17 protein-coding genes are annotated in these 20,835 nt (G+C 62.3%); 5 read left to right on the plus strand and 12 right to left on the minus strand.

The features are described 5' to 3' along the window. Positions 1-9 precede the first annotated feature (9 nt). The 11 genes from ACYCCG_RS06700 to yaaA form a co-directional block, all read right to left on the minus strand. Positions 10-1,167: an alginate O-acetyltransferase gene (locus ACYCCG_RS06700; RefSeq protein ID WP_209963597.1), complete on the minus strand. Its 1,158-nt coding sequence runs from the start codon at positions 1,165-1,167 to the stop codon at positions 10-12. An 11-nt stretch (positions 1,168-1,178) separates the two neighbouring features. Beyond that, positions 1,179-2,636, minus strand: coding sequence for an MBOAT family O-acyltransferase (locus ACYCCG_RS06705; protein WP_209963600.1), 1,458 nt, complete (start codon positions 2,634-2,636; stop codon positions 1,179-1,181). Positions 2,637-2,834: 198 nt separating this feature from the next. After that, on the minus strand, positions 2,835-3,938 hold the full coding sequence (locus ACYCCG_RS06710) for a mannuronate-specific alginate lyase (protein ID WP_459669821.1): 1,104 nt from the start codon (positions 3,936-3,938) through the stop codon (positions 2,835-2,837). Positions 3,939-3,946: 8 nt separating this feature from the next. Then, positions 3,947-5,386 carry an alginate O-acetyltransferase AlgX-related protein gene (locus tag ACYCCG_RS06715; RefSeq protein ID WP_459669823.1) on the minus strand — a complete coding sequence of 480 codons (1,440 nt, stop codon included), beginning with the start codon at positions 5,384-5,386 and terminating at the stop codon, positions 3,947-3,949. Positions 5,387-5,399: 13 nt separating this feature from the next. Continuing rightward, the gene (algG, locus tag ACYCCG_RS06720; RefSeq protein ID WP_459669824.1) at positions 5,400-6,959 is read right to left on the minus strand and encodes a mannuronan 5-epimerase AlgG; all 1,560 of its coding nucleotides are present in this window, start codon (positions 6,957-6,959) and stop codon (positions 5,400-5,402) included. Positions 6,960-6,981: 22 nt separating this feature from the next. Further along, positions 6,982-8,460 carry an alginate export family protein gene (locus ACYCCG_RS06725; protein ID WP_459669826.1) on the minus strand — a complete coding sequence of 493 codons (1,479 nt, stop codon included), beginning with the start codon at positions 8,458-8,460 and terminating at the stop codon, positions 6,982-6,984. Then, positions 8,457-9,902, minus strand: coding sequence for an alginate biosynthesis TPR repeat lipoprotein AlgK (algK, locus tag ACYCCG_RS06730; RefSeq protein WP_209969718.1), 1,446 nt, complete (start codon positions 9,900-9,902; stop codon positions 8,457-8,459). The genes ACYCCG_RS06725 and algK overlap by 4 nt, the downstream gene beginning before the upstream one ends. Positions 9,903-9,990: 88 nt before the next feature. Continuing rightward, the gene (locus tag ACYCCG_RS06735) at positions 9,991-11,157 is read right to left on the minus strand and encodes a PilZ domain-containing protein (RefSeq protein ID WP_459669829.1); all 1,167 of its coding nucleotides are present in this window, start codon (positions 11,155-11,157) and stop codon (positions 9,991-9,993) included. A gap of 37 nt (positions 11,158-11,194) precedes the next feature. Next, positions 11,195-12,676: a glycosyltransferase family 2 protein gene (locus ACYCCG_RS06740; RefSeq protein WP_033730431.1), complete on the minus strand. Its 1,482-nt coding sequence runs from the start codon at positions 12,674-12,676 to the stop codon at positions 11,195-11,197. Between the two features lie 86 nt (positions 12,677-12,762). After that, a complete protein-coding gene (locus ACYCCG_RS06745) occupies positions 12,763-14,079 on the minus strand; it encodes a nucleotide sugar dehydrogenase (protein WP_459669832.1) in 1,317 nt (438 codons plus the stop codon). A 798-nt stretch (positions 14,080-14,877) separates the two neighbouring features. After that, positions 14,878-15,657: a peroxide stress protein YaaA gene (gene yaaA, locus ACYCCG_RS06750; RefSeq protein WP_209963626.1), complete on the minus strand. Its 780-nt coding sequence runs from the start codon at positions 15,655-15,657 to the stop codon at positions 14,878-14,880. Between the two features lie 137 nt (positions 15,658-15,794). Here yaaA and ACYCCG_RS06755 point away from each other — a divergent pair, with 137 nt between their 5' ends. The 5 genes from ACYCCG_RS06755 (at position 15,795) to moaE (ending at position 19,961) form a co-directional block, all read left to right on the plus strand. Next, complete coding sequence (locus ACYCCG_RS06755; RefSeq protein ID WP_339444092.1) at positions 15,795-16,922, plus strand: polysaccharide deacetylase family protein; 1,128 nt, start codon at positions 15,795-15,797, stop codon at positions 16,920-16,922. Positions 16,923-17,203: 281 nt separating this feature from the next. Continuing rightward, entirely contained in the window at positions 17,204-18,598 is a 1,395-nt protein-coding gene (locus tag ACYCCG_RS06760; protein ID WP_176682590.1) for a PhoH family protein, read from the plus strand. Positions 18,599-18,796: 198 nt separating this feature from the next. Next, complete coding sequence (gene moaC, locus ACYCCG_RS06765; protein ID WP_003251775.1) at positions 18,797-19,267, plus strand: cyclic pyranopterin monophosphate synthase MoaC; 471 nt, start codon at positions 18,797-18,799, stop codon at positions 19,265-19,267. Beyond that, complete coding sequence (gene moaD / locus ACYCCG_RS06770) at positions 19,267-19,512, plus strand: molybdopterin converting factor subunit 1 (protein WP_459669846.1); 246 nt, start codon at positions 19,267-19,269, stop codon at positions 19,510-19,512. Before moaC ends, moaD begins: the two co-directional genes overlap by 1 nt. Positions 19,513-19,514: 2 nt before the next feature. Beyond that, positions 19,515-19,961, plus strand: a complete 447-nt coding sequence (gene moaE, locus ACYCCG_RS06775) for a molybdopterin synthase catalytic subunit MoaE (RefSeq protein WP_070384329.1) — start codon at positions 19,515-19,517, stop codon at positions 19,959-19,961. 263 nt (positions 19,962-20,224) lie between these two features. On the opposite strand, the gene ACYCCG_RS06780 is transcribed toward moaE, so the two are convergent. Next, positions 20,225-20,356 (minus strand): hypothetical protein, encoded by a 132-nt coding sequence (locus ACYCCG_RS06780; protein WP_339444735.1) that lies wholly within the window; start codon positions 20,354-20,356, stop codon positions 20,225-20,227. Positions 20,357-20,835: the final 479 nt, after the last annotated feature.

The raw sequence follows: 20,835 nt of genomic DNA on the forward strand, positions 1-20,835 counted from the left end.
CTCTATCAGTCAGTGGTCTGTCCGGGTGGACGACAAGGCCAGGTTTTGTTCGGATTTACGGGAGTTTTTCAGCTGCGCGATCCACTGCGGATCGAAGCTGCTGAGGTCGTTTTTCATTGGCAGATAACGTTCGGGGAATTCCCACACCACCACTTGTGGTGCGGCGTTCTTGAAGGCATCGCTTTGCAGGTACTTGAGCATCGGCAGCAGCGGGCCATGGCCGTCTTCGGCGTAGTTGGCGACGTCACTGCGCAGGGCCTGCTGCAGCGCGCCGAGGAAGTTCCAGTGCGGGTTGGCGCTGTAGCTGGTGCCTACCAGTGCAACCGGGATCTGCTTGTCGGCGAACAACGCGTCGCCGGCGTCACCCTCGGCGTCGACTGGGCGAGTGGTGCGTTGCTGCAGGTTGTCCGGGGTCGGCAGCAGGTTGCTGAACAACGGGTCCAATGGCAGGAAGTTGGTCAGGTCGCCCTTGTAGGGGGCGGTGTTGCCGGCTTCGGTGATGAAGGCTTGTGGGGCGCCGTTGAGCAGGCTCTGGCGGCTGACCGCTTCGGCCAGCGTTTGCGCCGCCACTTCGGCACCCATAGGCGTCCAGTGGGTATCGGTACGCAGGAACACCTGGCCACGGGCCTTGGCCTGCTCCATCGCTGCCATCAGGTCCGGTGCGAACACGTTGGCCTGGCGTGCCTGGGCATGGAACTGGTTGTACAGTTCGTCATGCAGGCTGGCAGGCCGCTCTTTGCCCAGGTACTCGGCGTAGACCCGCGCCTTGGCTGGTACGATCGCCAGCACCAGTTGGCTGCCGTGTTGCTGCAGGGTGTCGCGTACGCCACGGATCAGTGCCAGGTTTTCCTGCATCAATTGTTCGGCACCGGCGGTGGGCTTGAACTCTTCGTCGCTGAACAACCATTGGTCGCGGCCCAGTACCACACCCGGGCGGCCTTCGTTGAACAACTTGAAGTCCATTGCCGCCCACAGGTTGGTGCCCAGGCGCTTGATCGGGAACTCGGCGTCGTAGTGGGTCTCGGCGGCCTTGGCCAGCTTGCCGTTGAGCAGGGTCATCTGCTCGGTGCGCTGGAAGCTCTGCAGGCCACCGGTGGACCAGGCGCCCATGCCGACCAGCAGGCCGAGGAACGACAGGGAATAGGTGATGCGTAATGTCCGGGTCATGGTCATCAACCTCAGAACTGGAAGTAAAGGAACGGCGAGTAGCTTTGCGCCGAAAGCTTGAGGATCGAGGCGACGAACAGCAGCAGGATCAGTGCGCGGGTCATCACCCGGGTCCAGTCCAGGCCGATCGAGCCGTCAGCGTTGACCTGCACCGGGGTCGCCGTGGGCGTCGGTCTGGCATTGCGGTAGAAGTCACGCAGGCCGAAGAACGCCAGGGTGAGGTAGGCGATGACCAGGGTGGCCACCTGCAGGCCGGTAAGTTGGGCACGGTTGAGCTCCGACAGCTGCCAGTCGCCGAAGCTGAACATGGCGCCGTACATACGGGCGGCCACATGCAGGTTTTCGGCGCGGAAGATCACCCAGCCGACCACCACCAGCAGGAAGGTGAAGGCCCACTTCACTGGGTTGAAGCGTTGCGGGTTGGTGTCGAGGCCCAGCGCGCGCTCGATGGCCAGCCACATGCCGTGCCAGGCGCCCCAGATGATGTAGGTGAAGTTTGCACCGTGCCACAGGCCGCCCAGCAGCATGGTCAGGAACAGGTTGCGGTAGGTATTGAAGGTGCCTTTACGGTTACCGCCCAAGGTGATGTACAGATAGTCGCGCAGCCAGGTCGACAGGCTGATATGCCAGCGCCGCCAGAACTCGGTGATTGACTGGCTGATATAGGGCTGCTTGAAGTTTTCCATGAAGCGGAAGCCCATCATCAGGCCCAGGCCGATGGCCATGTCGCTGTAGCCGCTGAAGTCGAAGTACAGCTGTGCGGTGTACGCCAGGGCGCCGAGCCAGGCATCGCCCGTAGTGGGGTTTTGCAGGGCGAAGCAGTGGTCGGCGACCACGGCCAGGGTGTCGGCGATGAACACCTTCTTGATGAAGCCCTGCATGAAGCGGGTGCAGCCTTCGGAGAACTTGTCCAGGGTGTGGGTGCGGTTGTTGAACTGGTCGACCAGGTCCTTGAAGCGCAGCACGGGGCCTGCGATCAGGTGCGGGAAGATCGCCACGAACGCTGCGAAGTCGATCAGGTTGCGGGTCGCCGGGGTGTCGCCGCGGTATACATCGATGATGTAGCTGATCGACTCGAAGATGTAGAACGAGATACCGATCGGCAGCAGCACGTGGGTCAGAATGAATGGCTCCAGGCCAAACGACGTCATGATCGCGTTCAGGCTGTCGACGCCGAAGTTGGCGTACTTGAAGTAGCCGAGGATCGCCAGGTCGACACCCACGCCGAGCAGCAACCAGCGCTGCGCCGGCTTGGTGCGCACACCGGCGGCACCGACTTTCAGGCCGATCCAGTAGTTCCACAGGGTGACCCCGGCGAACAGTGCCAGGAAATCCACCCGCCACCAGGCATAGAAGATGTAGCTGGCGATCAGCAGCAGCAGGTTGCGATAACGTTGCCCGCTCAAGTAGTACAGGCCGAGGAAGATCGGCAAGAACAGGAACAGGAACACGTTGGACGAGAAGACCATCCCGGTTCTCCTAATTTGTTCACAGCATCCAGGGCAAAGCGCCCCCCAAACCCCCCAGTGCAAGACTGGAAGGCAACTTAGATCCCTGTGGGAGCGGGCAAGCCCGCGAACAAGGGCGAAGCCCTTGCCATGCACCGCGGTGGCTTCTTCGCGGGCATGCCCGCTCCCACAGGTTCCGCCCCCGCAATGGGGGTCAATTCATCTCTTGCTCTCTGCACTCGGGTCGTAGACCCGGGTCAGGTCGCCGCCCAGCCGGAAGCTGTTGAACGGCTGCATGTCGTGCTTGCGCTCAAGCGTGTCGCCAACGCAGTGGTACAGCGCACACCAAGGCTCGAGCCAGGAGTACTTGCTGTCGACCTTGAGGTCGGTCATGTCCTGTTTCTTGCCCGCGCGCGCCTTGAACTGGCTGGGGTCGCGGGCGCCGGCCAGCACGCCTTCACCCAGGCGCTGCAAGGCGAAGTTGTTCTCGGCGCGCAGGTCGACGCCATTGGCCTGGGCGAAGCTGGCAATCATCGCCAGCGGCGGCAAGGCGTAGTTGTGATAAGCCAGCGCGCGCTGCTTGCGCTTGATTTCGTTGGGCAGGAAGCCCTGGTCATCCACCTGGTTGGCGCCCACCTTGTATTCCTTCACGGCCCAGTCGAAGAGGTCGCGACGGTCGGTGGCAACGGCGGTAGCCATCACCGACCAGGCTGCCCAGTAGCTGTGGTTGTTGATCTTCTCCAGCGGCAGGTCGCTCCAGTCACGCACAGTCTGCTCGGCCAGGCGGGTAAGCCATTTTTCGATCAGGTCGGCCTCGGCCTGGTGTGCGGCCAGCGGCTGCGAGTTGGAGAATTTCAGACGCAGCCACGAGCCGCTCATGCTGCCCAGCGCCCATTTGCGCATCGACTTGCCGGTATGGTTGTAGTCGGTGGACAGCAATGCACCGGCGCGTGCCCAGGTGCCCAGCCACGTCAGGGTGCAGTCGAGTTGCGCCGGGCGGCCGTCGCGCATGTACTGGCCGACCATCTTGCTCACGCCTTTCTCAAGCGTGGTGATGTCTTCGGTCGACTTGCGGAAGGCTTTTTCCGAGGCCGCGTTGAGCGTTGCCCGTGCCTTGTCCGAACCTTCGTACTTGCTGCGAAACTGCAGCGCGCCGGTGTAGGGTTTGGGTGCCGCTTCGCAGCGGAAATTGCCATGGCCGGTCTTGAGCTTTTCGATCCCCTCGTAGTAACCCTGCGGCGGTACCAGCGCGGCGTGCGCGACACCGCCAAACAAGGCCAACGCGAGCAGGGCGGGGCTGGAAATACGCTTGATGATGGTCATGGGTCGCCTCACTGGCCGGCCTGCGCGGTTTGCGCAGGCACGGCGAAGTTGTTGCGTTTGCAGAGCTTGGCTTCGACCTTCTGGGTGCCGCTTTCCGGCCCCTGTACCTCGAACGCCAGCAGGCGCTGGCTGGCCCAGTCCTCGTCTTCGCGCATCTGGAAGACGAAGCGGCCGTCGGTGTCGGAGGTTTCAGGCTTTTCCAGCTTGATGTCCTCGTGGCGGCCGTTGAGGTACCAGAGGGTGGCCTGCAACACCTTCACCGAGGGGTCTTCGAACTTGACGTCCATCTGCAGGTTGCGGTTGATCAGGTCTTTGATCACGCCGCCCTTGCCGTTGACCATCAGCTCGTTCTTGCCCGGCTTGAGGGTGGTGCTGGCGCTCATCAGGGCTGGGCGGTCGTCGCAGCCGTCGTCGAGCAGGCCAAGGATTTGCCGCCAGATGGTTTCCTGGTTCAGGCGGTACAGCGGGGAGAATTCCCAGATGAGGATCTTCGGCGGGTTCTTCTGGAATTCCTCGCTGCCCAGGTACTCGATCATCGAGCCTTCCAGGCCACCGCCTGGGAAGGCGACGTTGAGCACGTCGGCGCCGATGTATTGCTCGAGGAAGCCCGAGAAGTTGTAGTTCTTGCCACTGTGGCTGGTACCGACCAGGGTGATCTGCGCGTTGCCGCTGTCACCGAACAGGTCGTCACCACCGCTCGAGCCTTTCGGCTCGGTGGCGAACTGGTCCATGTACTGGACGGCGTAGCTGGTGCCGCACAGTTGGCCGGCAACGTTGTGCAGGGTGCCGGTCTTGCCCATGCGCCCGGACTTCTTCGTCTCGAATTCCTTGCGCGGGATGCCTTCGAAGGCTGGCATCTTGTGCACGGTGTCGGCCACGATCTTCGCTGCGCGCTCGGCACCGTACGGCGTCCAGTGCTGGTCGCCACGGAAGTAGAAATCCTTGCCCCGGTCGGCGGCGGCCAGTTGCTCGTTGGTCAGTGGTGACAGGTCGGGCACGTTGTAGCCCATGCTGGCGAAGCGCTTGAGCATGGCCTGGTAGTTACCCAGGGCCTTCTGGTAGTCGAAGGCGGCTTTTTCGGCCGGGTTGAGCATGTTGCGGTTCACCAGGCCACGGGTCGGCTGGTACACCACCACCAGTTCCACACCACGCTTCTTGAACGCGTCGTGCACTTGTTGCAGGCGTTTGTAGCCGGCCGGGGTGGTGTTGAACTCGGTGCGCAGGTCTTCGCGGGTGCGGAACAGCCAGTCGCCCTGGGCCTGCACCAGCGTGGTGAAGTTTTGCTGATAGCGGGTGGTGTAGCGGCTGGCATCGTGCGCTTCAGGGCACAACTGGCAGCAGGGCTCGGCGTTGAAGGTCGGGGCCTTGACGTCTTCGGCGCGCACGCCCTGGCTGATTGCCAGAAGGGCGGCGGACAGGCCCAGCAGTTTCATCAGGTGTGGAGTCATGGTCTGGGCTTCCTTAATCGATCATTTCGGTCTGGCGTTCGACCGGGTCGATCAGCACAGCCTTCTGCTGGCGTACCAGCAGGTCGAGGATTTCGTCCTGGCGCTCGCCCAGCACACCATTGAGGCTGATGCCGCTGGCCTTGCGCGGGGCGAGCATGGACACCTTGTACAGCTCGACCGACAGCGGCGAGTCGATCGACAGCGGGCCGGAGCCGTTGGCCGACAGCTCGCCACCCACCACGATCAGCGACACCTTGGTGTCGAACGGGTCGAGGGCGATGTCGCGGTCGGTGTCGGACAGGTCCTTGATGTGGCCGTATACGCCGACCAGGCCGTTGGCCATGGCGACGTTTTCGTACAGGCGGATGTTCACGCTGTTACGCACGCGGATGCCGTGGCGGCGGTTGTTGACCAGCTTGTTGCCCCAGATCAGGTTGTCGCCGCTTTCGTACAGGGTGATGCCGTCGGTGTGGTTGCGGTAGATCTCGTTGTAGGCCACCAGGTTGTTGACGCTGTTACGGTCGATCACCACGCCCGAGAGCTTGTTGTCATAGCTCTTGTTGTTGATGATCCAGCTGTCGTTGACCTCACGCGAAACGATGATGCCGTGCTTCTTCTTGGTGCCGTACACCGTGTTGCCGGCGATGATCAGGCGGTGCGAACGGTCGTGCGGGTCGATGCCGTAGACGATGTTGTCGCGGTAGGTGCTGTCCTTGATCACGAAGTCCTGGGTTTCGTAGCAGTAGAAGCCGTACCACATGTCGCTGAACTCCGAACCGATGATCCAGCCGGTGGGCTCCGGGCGGCCCATGCGCTTGGCCATGTTCGGCGTGTACTGCGAGATGCTCACGCCATACGACTTGGACTTGGCGTAGCCGAAGCTGGCCATTTTCGTGTTGACGATGTAGGTCTCGGTACCGCCCCATGACAGCAGGAACGGGCGGAACTCCTTGGGCGAGCGGAAGGTCGCCGGGCCGTTGTCCTTTTCCCGCCAGCCGGTCACCTGGGTGTCGGTTACGAACAGCTTGCCGTCATTGACCAGAAATGCGCCGCCCTCCTGGGACAGGCGCAGCTGTTTGACCTTGCCGTCGATCTCGAGGATGCCCTTTTGCCCGACCACGATCGGCAGACGCGCCAGGTAAACCCCGGGCTCGACTTCGCTGAGGTACTGTTTGGGCACCTTCTTGCTCAACTCGGCCAGGTCGACATGGCCGTCATCGATGAAGATGGCCTGCGGGATGCCGTGCTGGCGCTGCACCCACTCGGCGGCCTTGTTGTCGCCGCCGACGAATTCCTTGAGGGCGTCCTCCTGGAACATGCGGCGCAGGCTGACCTTGCCCTTGTGGCGGCGGTCGATTTTCTTCTGCACCGCCTCGGCCGTGAAACCGGTGAGGTCGGGCAGCTTTGGCGGGTCCATCTGCAGCGGCTCGATCGGTGCGCTGGCCACCGTGTAGGTCTTGGCCTGCTGCAGCTCCTTGGCGATCACCTGGGGCTCTGCGGCAGTGGCCAGGCCGCTTGCCAGCAGCAAGGCACTGGCCAACAGGCTATGACGTAAGTGCGGGTGAAGGTTCATCACGGTCAGTCCCCTACCGGCCTCAGAAGCGCCAGATGACGTCGACGAAGGCGCGGTGCATGTACGAGTCCGCTTCCTTGCCGTAGGCGTCGCCCGGCTTGAATACACCGGCACGCAGGCGCACCAGGGCTGACGGCTCGTCGATTGCCTGGCTCATCGAAGCCGGCAGCAGGCCTTGCTTGAAGTACTTGGTCACGACCACGTCCATTTCCTGGCCAAGGTCCTTCTCGCCGTCGACCAGCGGGCGATTCACGCCGTTGTCGTCGACCACCGCGTTGATGCCGCTGGAGCCGATGTTCTGGTTGCCGTCGACGCGCCAGAACTTGTGGTAGATCAGGCTGGCGTCATAGTCATCACGCAACTGCCAGGAGGCGAACAGGGTGGCGGCCTGCAGGTTGCCCAGCTCGCCGCGGAAGGCTTCGCCGAAGCGGTGCACGCGCGAGCGGGTGCCGGTGAAGTTGGAGCGGTTGCTCTCCAGGCCGGTCTGCTCGAAGTTGTTGGAACCGTCATCGCCACCACCACCGCTACCGCGGGCATAGGCCGCGCCGACCTGCCATTGCGGGTCCAGGCGCAGGCGGATACCGAGGTCGGTTGCCCAGGCGTTGACGTCACCGCTCTGCTTGCCGGTGGCGACCTGGTCGTCACCCACCTGCTGGGTGCTCAGCTTGTCGCGGTCACCGGTCAGCCAGGTGACGCTGCCCCAGTAATTCACGGTGTGGTCGTTGCGCCAGTTGTAGGCGTCGCTGTTGGCCTCAAGGCCCAGCCAGGTGAGGTCGCCGGTGCGGGTCTTGTCCAGGGCGTCGACGGTTTCGCCGGGGTTCTTCAGGCTGCCGTTGTCGTGCGTATGGTGTGCCCGCACGCCGACCCAGTGGCCAGGCGTCCACTGGGTGGCGACGTTGCCGTAGAGGTGGGTGCGGTCCTTGTCTTCCGGGGCCAGTTCGGTGAGGTCGGTGCGGTATTCGCTGAAGCGCTGGGCCACGCCCAGATCGGCCTTGAGCAGGGTGGTGTCGAAGGTCCAGTTCAGCGCTTCGATGTTGGTATCACGCCACATGCCATCGTCGCTGCGCAGGCGCTGGCGACCGAAGCGCAGTTGCTCGCCGGGGTAGGCGGTGAGGCCGCTGTAGCCGATCCAGAACTCGCGCATGGCCAGGTAGCTTTTGTCTGGTTGACGGCTGTCGTCGCCGGTTTCGCTGCTGGTGCCGTCGCCGTTCTGGCGCAAGGTGTCGGTTTCGATGGTGTCGGTCGCAGCGACCGCCTGGCCCATGGCGTAGGCACTCCAGTTACCGCGCTCGCCGTATACCCACGGGCGCAGATCCAGGCCCAGGCCGTTGACATCGCCGCCAGAGCGGGTGCCCAGGTCACGATCGTCTTCCGATTGCCCGGTGATTTTCACGTCCAGGCCGAAGTTTTTCTCGGCGGTCATTTCCGCCAGGGTCGGGCAGGACCACAACAGGGCGAAGCTCAGACCGATACCGGCTTTCACGAAGGGGTTGAGCGTCATAGCGAGTCCTCACCGTCTACTTCTTTTTCGTCGTCTTGCAGGGCTTCGAGGGCCAGGGTGCTATTCGCGCCCTGCGCCATGCTGCCGCGTGCACGCTTTTCCTGGTCCAGCAGCTGCTGGGCCTGGTTGCGCTGATCAGGTGTCAGTTGCTGGTCGAGCTGCTGCAGCAGTTCCGCCGATTGTGGCGTCGGGTTGGCCTGCGACAGTTGGGCGAATACCCAGGCGTTGCCTGGTTGTGGGCGGATGCCGTGGCCCTCGCTGAACAGCTGGGCCAGGGCATAGTCGGCGCTGTTCTGCCCGCCACGGGCGGAGGCCAGCAGGTGGTCGACGGCCTTCTGCGGTTCGACATTGCCCAGGTAGCCGCGACGGTAGAGCTGGCCCAGGTAGTAATGGGCGCTGATCTCACCGGCTTGGGCAGCGGCTTGCAGGTGCTGCTCGGCTTTTTGAGCGTCGGCAGGCAGGGTTTTGCCTTCGTAGTACAGACGGCCCAGCAGCAGTTCGGCGCGTGGCTGTTCAGCTTCGCGGCCTTTGTCGATGTAGGCCATCAACTGGTCGGTGTCGCCCAGTTCGGGGAAGTCGTATACCAGCTGTGCCAGGCTGACCCAGGACGCCGGGTTGGCCGGGGCTACTTGCTCAAGCAGATCCTTGGCGGTTTTTTCGTCGGTCTGGCCGAGGCTGCGATCGGCCAACACCCGGGCAACGCTGTCGACCCGGGTGGCCGGTACTGCGCCACGGGCATAGGCGGATTTCAGTTGGCCGAGCAGGGCGGCTTGCTGATCGGCCTGGCCACGCATCTGGTACACGGTGGCCAGTTCGACGTAGCAGATGTCGGTGGTGTTCAGCGCGGCCTTGCAGATTTTCTCCACCTCGCCCAGGTGCTGGTCGTAGGTGCCCTGGGTGCGGTACAGCAACACCTGGGCCATGCCTGCTTCCGGGTTGCCGGCGGCGCGCCACTGGTCGATCTGCTGCTGTGCGTTGACCTCGGGAAAACTCTGCGGGTAGCTGAGGTAGAGCATTGCCAGCGGAACCAGGATATTGCTTTGGCCCTGCTTCGCGGCCTGTTTGAGCAGGGCTTCGGCTTCCTCACGTTCGGCCTGGGTGCTGTCAGGCTTGGCCACCAGCAGGCGGCCAAGGCGCGCCTGGGCGCGTGGCGACGTGGCGGCCGCAGCGCGATAGGTGGCCTCGGCTTCCCTGATTTGCGAGGGGTCGCGGGTGGCCACCTTGATGTCTGCAAGGCCGACTTGCGCTTCGCTGTAGCCCAGGTCGGCCAGCGCCTTGTAGTTGCGTTCGGCCAACGCGGTGTCACCGCGCTTCAGGGCCTCGTTGGCCAGGCGCTGGTCAGGCAGGCCGGCACAGCCGGCCAACGTGATGGCGGCGGCCAGTGCACACAATCCCAGGTTCACGCGGACCCTGTGGGAGCGGGCAAGCCCGCGAATTGGCATGGCCGACAGTGCTGTCCCTGCTGGCCTCTTCGCGGGCATGCCCGCTCCCACAGGATAGGTGTTGGTATCAGAGATCATTGTCCGTCCCTCACAGGCCACGGGCCACGGCTTTGTCGATCAGCCAGTTCAACGATGGGCCACGGTCGCTGTTGACCGACGCCGGGCGGCCAGCCAGTTCGGCGGGCAGGCTGCTGTCCGGCTTGATCTGCACGCGGATGTCGGAGGACAGGTCTTCGCTGTTGAGGCTGGTGCTGCTGACGATTTGACCGGTGCGCACTTCGTCTTCGCCGGCCACCTGGAAGTTGACCCGGGTGCCCGGCTTGACCTCGTCGAACTGGCGGTAGCTGAAGCGCGCCTCGACCATCGGGTTGGTGGTGCGTGGAATCAGCTGGAAGATCGGCTGGCCCTTGGCGGCGTACTGGCCGTCGTCTACCAACTGGCGCGCGACCACGCAGTCGCAGGGGCTGGTGAGGGTGCCGGACAGCTGCTTGCCGAACAGCTCCTCGATCTTCGCTGGCTCCAGCTGTGCGTCTTCAAGGTTGCCCTTGAGCATGTCCAGCATGCTGGTGGTGAAGCTGGCCAGTGGCGCGCCCTTGGCAATCTGCCCACCGCTTTCGACCAGGCTGCTCACGGTGCCGTCGCGCGGCATCGTGATGTTGGTGGTCGGCACTGCGACCACACCGGCTTCGGCGTGGCTGACGAAATACATGCCGTACAACGATTTGGCGACGAAGCCGAAGGCGGCAACGCCGACCACGAACACGCCCAGTGTGACGGTGACTGCCTTGAGGCGGCCGAAGGCGCTCAGGCCCGACCCACCGTCCTTCTGCTTGCGCGCCTTGGTGAAGTTGTCGCGCTGCAGGGTGCTGAGTACGTCGCCGATGCTGATCAGTTCACCCGACAGGTGGCTGGTGATGATGTGCCGCAATGTGGCGATGTCGCGTGGCTCAAGGTTCTGGAACTGCGCACCGATACGCCCATTGTCCGGGTTGTACGAGCGCACCTGGAACTCGATGTCGATCGACAGGCCCAGGTTGTCGACCACGAACTGCAGGCGCCCGCGCAGCACGTCGCCCACCGACTGCGGTTGCTTGGCGTGGAAGCTCAGGCCGCCGGCAGATAGGTCTTCAACCTTGACTTCGTGGACCTGGCGCTGGGCGTCCAGGAACCGCAGCTTGGCGGGAATGCGTACCCGGGCGTGTTGGCGCTGGGCTTCGGACTCATGCACGACATTGACGTTCACGGCGGTATTCATGGTGGTTTGTTCCTGTTAGATCCGATCCGGGTTGGGCTCACACGACCATGAACAGCACAGCAACGAAGATGCTGGCAGCCGAGAAGGTCATGGTCCGCGAGGACCAGGTGTTGAACCATTGTTGAAAGCTGGCGAGGTCACGCTTGAGGGCAGTGGGCTGACGCGTCCACGACTGCTTGTCGAGGCGGAAGAACACGTAGATCTTCATCAGCGCGCCGATGATCTGGTTGTAATAGAGAATCAGCGGGTAGGCCGGGCCTACGCTGTGGCCGGAGCACAGCAGCATGATGGTGAGGATCAGGCGCGTGATGCCGATCCACAGCAGGTACACCAGCAGGAAGGCCATGCCGAACTTGAGGCTGGCGATCACCGCCACGGTCAGGCCCAGCAGGCTGGTCCACATCGACACGCGCTGGTCGAACAGCACGATGCTGGTGAACAGGCCCAGGCGACGCAGGCCAAGGCCCAGTGCCCGTGAGTTCTGCCGCAGGTTGTTGCCGTACCAGCGGTACATCAGCTTGCGGCTGGCCTTGAGGAAACTTTTTTCCGGCGGGTGCTCGACCGTGTTGATGGCGGCGTCCGGCACGTAGAAAGTGTCGTAGCCCAGGCGCATCAGGCTGAACCAGCTGGATTTGTCGTCCCCGGTAAGGAACTTGAAGCGGCCCAGGCGCCAGTGCATCAGCGAATCGCTTTCGACGTCGGCGATGAACTCGGGGTTGGTCACCACGCTTGCGCGGAACATCGACATGCGCCCGGTCATGGTCAGTACGCGCTTGGACAGGGCCATCGAGCACATGTTGATGTGGCGCTGGGCGAAGCGCAGCTTGTGCCACTCGCTCATGATGTAGCCGCCGCGCACTTCGCAGAATTCATTGGTGGTCAGGCCGCCCACATTGGGGAACAGCTTGAACCAGGGTACGGTCTTGCGCACCACGCCATCGGCCAGCACGGTGTCACCGTCGATCACTGCCACCACGGCGTTCTCGTCCGGCAGCATGCGCGAGATGGCGCGGAAGCCGTAGGCCAGGCCATCGCGCTTACCGGTACCGGCGATTCGCACGATGTCCAGCTTCACATGGGCCGGCGGGTTGTACTTGGCCCACAGGCTCTTCACCAGCAGTTCATCGGACATTTCCACCAGCGAGCAGACCACGGTGGTGGGGAAGCCACAGTTGATCGCCTCGCGAATCACCGAGCTGTACACCTGGGCGGTGGTCAGCGCTTCGATACGGAAGCTGGTGACCATCAGGTAGACATGCGACGGGTCGGTGGCATTGCCCATTTTCTGCACCTTGCGGCGCAGGTACGGGTACACGCCGTAGAGGAAGATCATGCCGCGGATGAAATGGGTGGCGCCCATGGAGTAGCGCCAGATGCCGACTGCGCCGACCAGGAAGATGAAGTGCTTCGACTGCGAGTCGAAGATATCGGCTGGCAGGGCCAGGGCGATCAGCATGAGCAGGCTCATGTAGAGCAGCCACCCGGCGCACTGCAACAGCACTGTCTGGAGCCTTTGCATGTTCAGCATCCGTCGAGAATTCGGGAAAGGGTGGGCAGCGAGGGGGCGGCTCGTGTCGAGTGCCTCATCGCTGCCCGGCCGGGCACTTACCAGCAGATGCCTTCGGTACGATTGGTGGTGCAGGTCGGTTTGTTCATGAAGCCGACCAGGTCAATCACCTGCTTGCCAGTTGGCGCTTGCAGGGCCAGCGCACGGAACTGCTCGTCACGGTTGCCGAGGACGATGATGTCGGCGTTGTCGATCACCTGCTGCAAGTTGGCGTTGAGCAGCGACGACACGTGCGGGATCTTCGACTCGATGTAGTCCTTGTTGGCGCCGTGGACGCGGGCGTACTGGACGTTCTCGTCGTAGATGTCCAACTGGTAGCCCTTGCCGATCAGGCGCTCGGCCAGTTCCACCAGCGGGCTTTCGCGCAGGTCATCGGTGCCGGCTTTGAAGCTCAGGCCCAGCAGGGCGACCTTGCGCTTGTCGTGGGCTTCGATCAGCTCGAAAGCGTTCTGCACCTGCGATTCGTTGCTGCGCATCAGCGAGTCGAGCAGCGGTGCACGGACATCGAGGCTGGCGGCGCGGTAGGTGAGGGCGCGTACGTCCTTGGGCAGGCACGAGCCGCCGAAGGCAAAACCTGGGCGCATGTAGTACTGGGACAGGTTGAGGACCTTGTCCTGGCAGACCACGTCCATCACTTCACGGCCATCGACACCCACGGCCTTGGCAATGTTGCCGATTTCGTTGGCGAAGGTGACCTTGGTGGCGTGCCATACGTTGCAGGTGTACTTGATCATCTCGGCCACCTCGATCGGCTTGCGGATGACCGGGGCGTCGAGTTCTTCGTACAGGGCCTGGAGGATGTCACCGCTGGTGCTGTCCAGTTCGCCGATGACCGTCATCGGTTGCTGGTCGTAGTCCTTGATCGCGGTGCTTTCACGCAGGAATTCCGGGTTGACCGCCACACCGAAGTCGACGCCGGCCTTCTTGCCCGAGCAATCTTCCAGGATCGGGATGACCACGTTCTTGACGGTGCCAGGCAGCACGGTGCTGCGCACCACGATGGTGTGACGGCGGGTGGTGTCACGCAGCACGTAGCCGATTTCGCGGCACACCGACTCGATGTACTCCAGGCCCAGGTCGCCGTTTTTCTTGCTGGGGGTACCCACGCAGATCATCGACACGTCGCTGGCGCGGATGGCTTCGGCGAAGTCGGTAGTACCGCGCAGGCGGCCATTGGCGATGCCCTGTTGCAGGAGTGCTTCCAGGCCAGGTTCGACGATGGGCGACTTGCCCTGGTTGATCAGGTCGATCTTGGTGCTGGACACGTCCACACCGATCACTTCATGGCCACGCGCCGTCAGGCAGCCTGCACAGACTGCACCCACATAACCCAAACCAAAGATGCTGATACGCATCGCTATCACCTCATGTGTTTATCACGCCGACACCTCCGCAGAGAGCCGGGCTGGGTTGATTAACAACAGTTTTCGGGCGCACGGATCCATGGCGAATGCACACTTCGCCGAGCGCAGGCAAAATAAATCCGGAGCACAAAAAGTTATGCGCTCAAAGTTGGCACTCAATAGCCATTCATTAAAAAACGTGCCCTGAAATGCAGCCGTCTTTATTGCAATGCGCTACTTGGCGCGTTGCTGTGCTTGTTTTTTCAAGTGGATAAATCCTTTGAAATCAACCACTAGGACGATTTGTAAGGGACGCTTCTCTCCTGCATGGACAAGGTCTTCGGGAGTTTCCGTGATACCTGTCGACTTTCTCATAGCGGGCAGTGGATACCCGCTGCTGTCATCTGTAAGTCATCTCTCACAGCCCGTAGGCAGGATAATCGTTACGGCACTATGAGCGATTGGCTTTGGCAGAAGTTCCTGAGTCAGTTTCGTTCGAATGAAAGATTTCTAAATATTTATTCAGTTGCGGACAGTTTCAAATTGATAGCACGCAGGTGCTTCACCCCCGTGTATCAAGGGCGTAACTGTTGCTAGATATTTTTATGCCAGCATCTGAAAATTTTTTCAGATTTCGTCAAAAAAGGTATGAACGGTCTTATGGCGTTTGGCGATAAAGGCAAGGGTGCTGGATTTTTGGCGTCGGATTGATGGCGCGGTGACGGTTTGCTGCGTGCCCTGTTGCAGGGCAGGGGGGATCACGGCGGCTGGCCTCTTCGCGGCTTTAGCCGCGAAGAGGACGTGACAGGCTCACTCCGCGGGGTGATCGCGCAGGAACACCAAATGGTCCGGCTTGGACTGCTCGGCACTGTAGTAGTAACCCTGAGCATCGAACTGCTTGAGCTGTTCCGGGGCGCTGATGCGCTGCTGGATGACGAAGCGACTCATCATGCCGCGGGCTTTCTTGGCGTAGAAGCTGATGATCTTGTACTGGCCGTTTTTCTGGTCCTTGAAGTCGACGTTGATCACCCGGGCCTTCAGGGCACTGCGTTTCACTGCACTGAAATACTCGTTACTGGCCAGGTTCAACAGCACGTCATCGCCTTGGTCGGCCAGGGCCTGGTTCAGCCATTCGCTGATGCGCGTGCCCCAGAAGGCGTACAGGTCCTTGCCGCGGGCGTTGGCCAGCTTGGTGCCCATCTCCAGGCGGTAGGGCTGCATCAGGTCGAGCGGGCGCAGCAGGCCGTAAAGGCCCGAGAGCATGCGCAGGTGGCCCTGAGCGTAGCTGAAGTCGTCTTCACTCAGGCTCTCGGCATCGAGGCCGGTGTACACGTCACCCTTGAACGCCAGCAGCGCCTGCTTGGCATTGGCCGGGGTGAAGTCTGGGGTCCAGCTGCCAAAGCGCGCAGCATTCAGGCCGGCGAGCTTGTCGGACAGGTGCATCAGCTCGCTGATCTGCGCCGGCGACAGTTCGCGCAACTGCTGGATCAGGGCCTGGGATTCATCCAGGTACTGGGGCAGGGTGAAACGCTCGGTCACTGGCGGGGTGTCGTAGTCGAGGGTCTTGGCGGGGGAAATCACCGTCAGCATCGGGTCGGCTCCTGGCATCGTTGGCGGAGGATTCTACGGGGTGGGCGGTGCAAGTCCAAACTATGGCGACGATAGTCACAGACCATGGTCGGTGCAGGCGCTATAGTTCGCGTTTTGCCGTTGCGGAGCCTTCCACTGTGCGCATTGCTTCTGCTTTGCTGGCCTGCCTGCTGAGCCTGGCCGTGCAAGCCGCCCCATCATCGCAGGTCAGCCTGGACCGCAGCCTGTGGCCCGAACAACTGGACAGCCCGGCGTTGTTCGATGTGGCCTCCCGGGCAGAAATCCTTTCGTTTGCCCAAGTACTGCACGAAAGCGAGTTGCTGGATGACGCGACCCTGGCGGCCCGGCTGGGGCTGCGGCAGATCAACCTGCAGAAGGTGCGCCAGGTTCGGGCGCGGATGTGGCAGCGGTTGTGGGAGGGTTATCAACAGGCGCAGCGCAGTTGTGAGCAGGATGCATCATTCTGCTACCCGATTACATCCATGGCGGACTTGCGCACACAAGCGGCGACGTTCGCAGCCGACGTTGGTGCGTTCTATACCGGCTGGATCGAGCCGAGCCACCAGTTCCATGTGCGCTACCTGGACGAGCAACTGCGCAAGGCGGCGTTGCTGCCGCAGACCAGCAGTGAAATCGAGCGGTTGTCTTCGCGCGAGCGCAAGGGTGACGAACTGAACGACCGCATGTTCCTGCTGACCTTTGTCGGCGGGCCCGGCCCCGAGGGGGGCAGTACGGATCTACTCACCGATTACCTGCGCCGGCAAAAGCTCGAAGGCACGTTCTTCACGCTCGGTAACCGTTTGCAGCAACGTCGTGATGGCGCCTCGGTACACGCCTTGCGCCAGCTCTATGGCGGGCAGTGCGTGGGCATCCAGGGGTGGGAATACCGCTCCCATGCGCAGTGGACCGACTGGCAGGATTCGCTGCGGCGCAGCCAGGCGCGGGTGCAGGCTGATCTGCCCGAGCAGTATGTACCGCTGTTCAGCCCACCTTATGGCCAGCGCCGGGCTGACGGCGAGGCGTTCATGGCCCGCCAGCAGTTGCGGGTATCGTTGTGGGACATCGATGCGCAGGATGACGGTGCATTGAGCGCCGAGGCGTCCGCGCAGCGCGTATTGACCCTGATGCTGTTGTGGCGCAAGGGCGTGATCCAGTTTCATGACAGCCTTCCCAAGGCGCAGCCGGCCGTGGAATGGCTGCTGCGCAATACCGCGCAAAGCGGTATCGGCTGGGAGGATTGCCGGGAATACGGATACCGCGAATAGAGGGTATGACTTTTGAGCGTAGTCCCCTCTGACGCTGGCGCCAAGGCCTCTTCGTCAATCGGAAAAATAAACTTCAAAAATACGTAAAAGTGCTTTTTTCGGTCATGGTTTTTGCGGTATGAAGAAACCAGACAGCCGATTCCTGCAGCACAGGTGGCGTCATCCGGGCTCACCTGGCCAGGTTCGCTTCCCGCCCGTAACAACGCGGATACGGGGACAGCGGCAGTCACTCTGCGGCGTAACAGACCACGCCGTGTGGCTTCGACATAAGGTGACCGAGTATGGATGACCAAGGACGCAACCCTTCCTCCAGCAAGCCAATCCTGTATGTGCTCGATACCAACGTCCTGATTCACGACCCTAACGCGTTACTGAACTTCGAGGAGCACCATGTCGCCATCCCGATGACGGTGCTGGAGGAACTCGACAAGCTCAAGACCGGCAAACAGAGCATCGCCGCCGAATGCCGCCAGGCCATCCGCCTGATAGATCAGACCCTTGGTGACGCTTCGCCCAGCGATGTCGAGCAGGGCGTGCCGATCCAGCGCAACAAGAGTGGCCCCAAGGGGTTCCTGTCCATCCTGATGACCCCGCGCAACGAGCCGATCAAGCTGCTGCCGGAAAACCTCAACGACAACATCATCATCAACCAGTTGCTCGAAGTCCGGGCCCGGCGCACCGACCTGGATGTCGTGCTGGTCACCAAAGACATCAACATGCGCCTGAAGGCGCGCGCTTGCGGTATAGCGGCTGAGGACTACAGCACCGACCAACTGGTCGATGACGTGTCCCTGCTGTCCAAGGGCTACCATTCGGTCACCGGCTCGTTCTGGGACCGCGTGAGCAAGGTCGATACCCGTCAGGAGCGCGGCCGCACCTGGCATCGGGTGCAGATGATCGACAACCTGCCAGCCGTGCACGTCAACGAGTTCATCATCGATGAGCAGGGCTTCGTCGGATGGATCAAGGGCATCCGTGACGACGAACTGCTACTGCTCGACCTGCACCAGGAGCCGTTGCTGCACCAGGAAGCCTGGGGCCTGAAACCACGCGACATTCACCAAAGCCTGGCACTGTTCGCCCTGCTGGACCCGGATATCCACCTGGTGAACCTGACCGGCGCCGCCGGCTCCGGTAAAACCATCCTGGCGCTGGCTGCGGCCATCGAGCAAACCATGGTCAGCAAGCGCTACCGGCGCATCATCGCCACCCGCAGCGTGCAGGGGCTGGACCAGGAGATTGGCTTCCTGCCGGGCACCGAAGCAGAGAAAATGGAGCCGTGGCTGGGCGCCATCACCGACAACCTCGAAGCTTTGCACATGGATGACGAAAGCACCCATGGCAGCGTCGAATACATCCTCGAGCGCGTGCCGCTGCAGTTTAAGTCGCTGAACTACATCCGTGGCCGTAGCTTCCAGCAGAGCCTGATCCTGATTGACGAGTGCCAGAACCTGACGCCGCACCAGATGAAAACCATCATTACCCGTGCCGGCTCCGGCTCCAAAGTGGTCTGCCTGGGTAACCTGGCGCAGATCGACACCCCCTACCTGTCCGCGACCAGCTCGGGCCTGACCTACCTGACCGAGCGCTTCAAGGACTTCCCAAATGGCGTGCACATCACCCTGCAGGGCGTGCCTCGCTCGGTGCTGGCCGAGTACGCCGAGTCGCATTTGTAAACAATGTAGCCGGGCAGATTATTACTGCCCGGCCTCTTCACGGACACGCCCGCTCATAGAATGTCCACTTGAATCGAGATCGTGGTGCGCCTGTGGGAGCGGGCGTGCCCGCGAAGAGGCCAAACCTGGCGACACATACCTCTGCTCAAACCTGACCCACAGGTTTACACTGCGAACTCCCTTCACAGGAGCAAAGCAGTGCTGACACATCTTGATTCCCAGGGGCGGGCCAACATGGTCGACGTCACTGAAAAGGCCGTGACCGAGCGCGAGGCTACCGCCGAGGCGCGGGTGCGCATGTTGCCGCAGACCTTGCAGATGATCGTCGACGGTGAACACCCCAAGGGTGACGTGTTCGCCGTGGCGCGCATTGCCGGGATACAGGCGGCGAAGAAAACCAGCGACCTGATCCCGCTGTGCCACCCGCTGATGCTCACCAGCGTCAAGGTCGAGCTCAGCGCTGAGGGGCAGGATGCCGTGCGCATCGTCGCCCGCTGCAAACTGGCCGGGCAGACCGGCGTGGAGATGGAGGCGCTGACCGCCGCCAGTGTGGCCGCGCTGACGATCTATGACATGTGCAAGGCTGTGGATAAAGGTATGGTCATCGAGCAGGTGCGCCTGCTGGAAAAACTCGGTGGCAAGAGTGGCCATTACAAGGTGGAGGCGTGATGAAGGTCAAGGTGATGTACTTCGCCCGTTACCGCGAAGTGTTGGGCGTGGATGCCGAGCGGGTGGAGGGGGCGTTCAAGGTGCTTGATGATGTGCGCCAGGCCTTGGTAGCCAAGGGCGGGCAGTACGAAGTGCTGGCCGAGCAGAACCTGATGTGCGCGCGCAACGAAGAGCTGTGCAAGCTCGATGAACCGCTGGAAGAGGGCGATGAAGTGGCGTTCTTCCCGCCGGTGACCGGAGGCTGAACATGGCTGTGCGAGTGCAGGAAGGCGCGTTCGACCCGGGGGCCGAGACCAATGCCATGCATGCGGCCAATGTGGGCGTGGGCGCGGTGGTCGGTTTTGTCGGCTATGTGCGGGATTTCAACGATGGCCGCGAAGTGGCGGGGATGTTCCTCGAACACTATCCGGGCATGACCGAAAAGGCCCTGGCCAAGATCGTGGTCGAGGCCGAGCAGCGTTGGCCGCTATTGAAGGTGGAGGTGCTGCACCGCATCGGTGCGCTGGAACCGGGCGAACCGATTGTGTTCGTGGGGGTGGCCAGTGCCCATCGGCAGGCGGCGTTCGATGCCTGCAACTTCATCATGGACTACCTGAAGACCCGGGCGCCGTTCTGGAAGAAGGAGAATACCCAGGAAGGGCCAAGGTGGGTGGAGGGGAAACAGAGTGACCAGGATGCGGCGGGGCGTTGGTAATCAAGGCGCCACCGGTCGCCTGTAGGAGCGGGTTTACCCGCGAAAGGGCCGGGCCTGCTGGCCAATCTCCTCCCGCCGTTCACCGTTGCCGCCACTACCGTATTCGCGGGTAAACCCGCTCCTACAGGGGGGGACTTGTGTCGCAAAAGGGCCGCACAGCGGCCCCCGATAATCTGCGCATCAAAGCCGAAATCCCGGGGCCGCTGTGCGGCCCAATCGCGACACAAGGCCGCTCCCACAGGGCGCGTGTAGCCCGCTGAAGGTCAGTGATGCTTGCGCGGCACCGGCTTGAGCAGTTCATCCGGCGGCATCTCGCACTTGATCTTGCGCCCCTGCAGCGCTTCGATCGCCGGCAGATGATACGAGTCATCCTCACCGGCAAAGCTGATTGACACACCACTGGATGGGTGGAGGGGAAGCAGAGTGACCAGGATGCGGCGGGGCGCTGGTAATCAAGGCGCCACCGGTCGCCTGTAGGAGCGGGTTTACCCGCGAAAGGGCCGGCCCTGCTGGCCAATCTCCACCCGCCGTTCACCGTTGCCGCCACTACCGTATTCGCGGGTAAACCCGCTCCTACAGGGGGACCTTGTGTCGCGAAAGGGCCGCACAAGGCCCCCGATAATCTGCGCATCAAAGCCGAAATCCCGGGGCCGCTGTGCGCCCCAATCGCGACACAAGGCCGCTCCCACAGGGCGCGTGTAGCCCGCTGAAGGTCAGTGATGCTTGCGCGGCACCGGCTTGAGCAGCTCATCCGGCGGCATCTCGCACTTGATCTTGCGCCCCAGCAGCGCTTCGATCGCCGGCAGCTGATACGAGTCATCCTCACCGGCAAAGCTGATTGACACACCACTGGATGGGTGGAGGGGAAGCAGAG

This window comes from Pseudomonas sp. VEM90, from assembly GCF_054611535.1.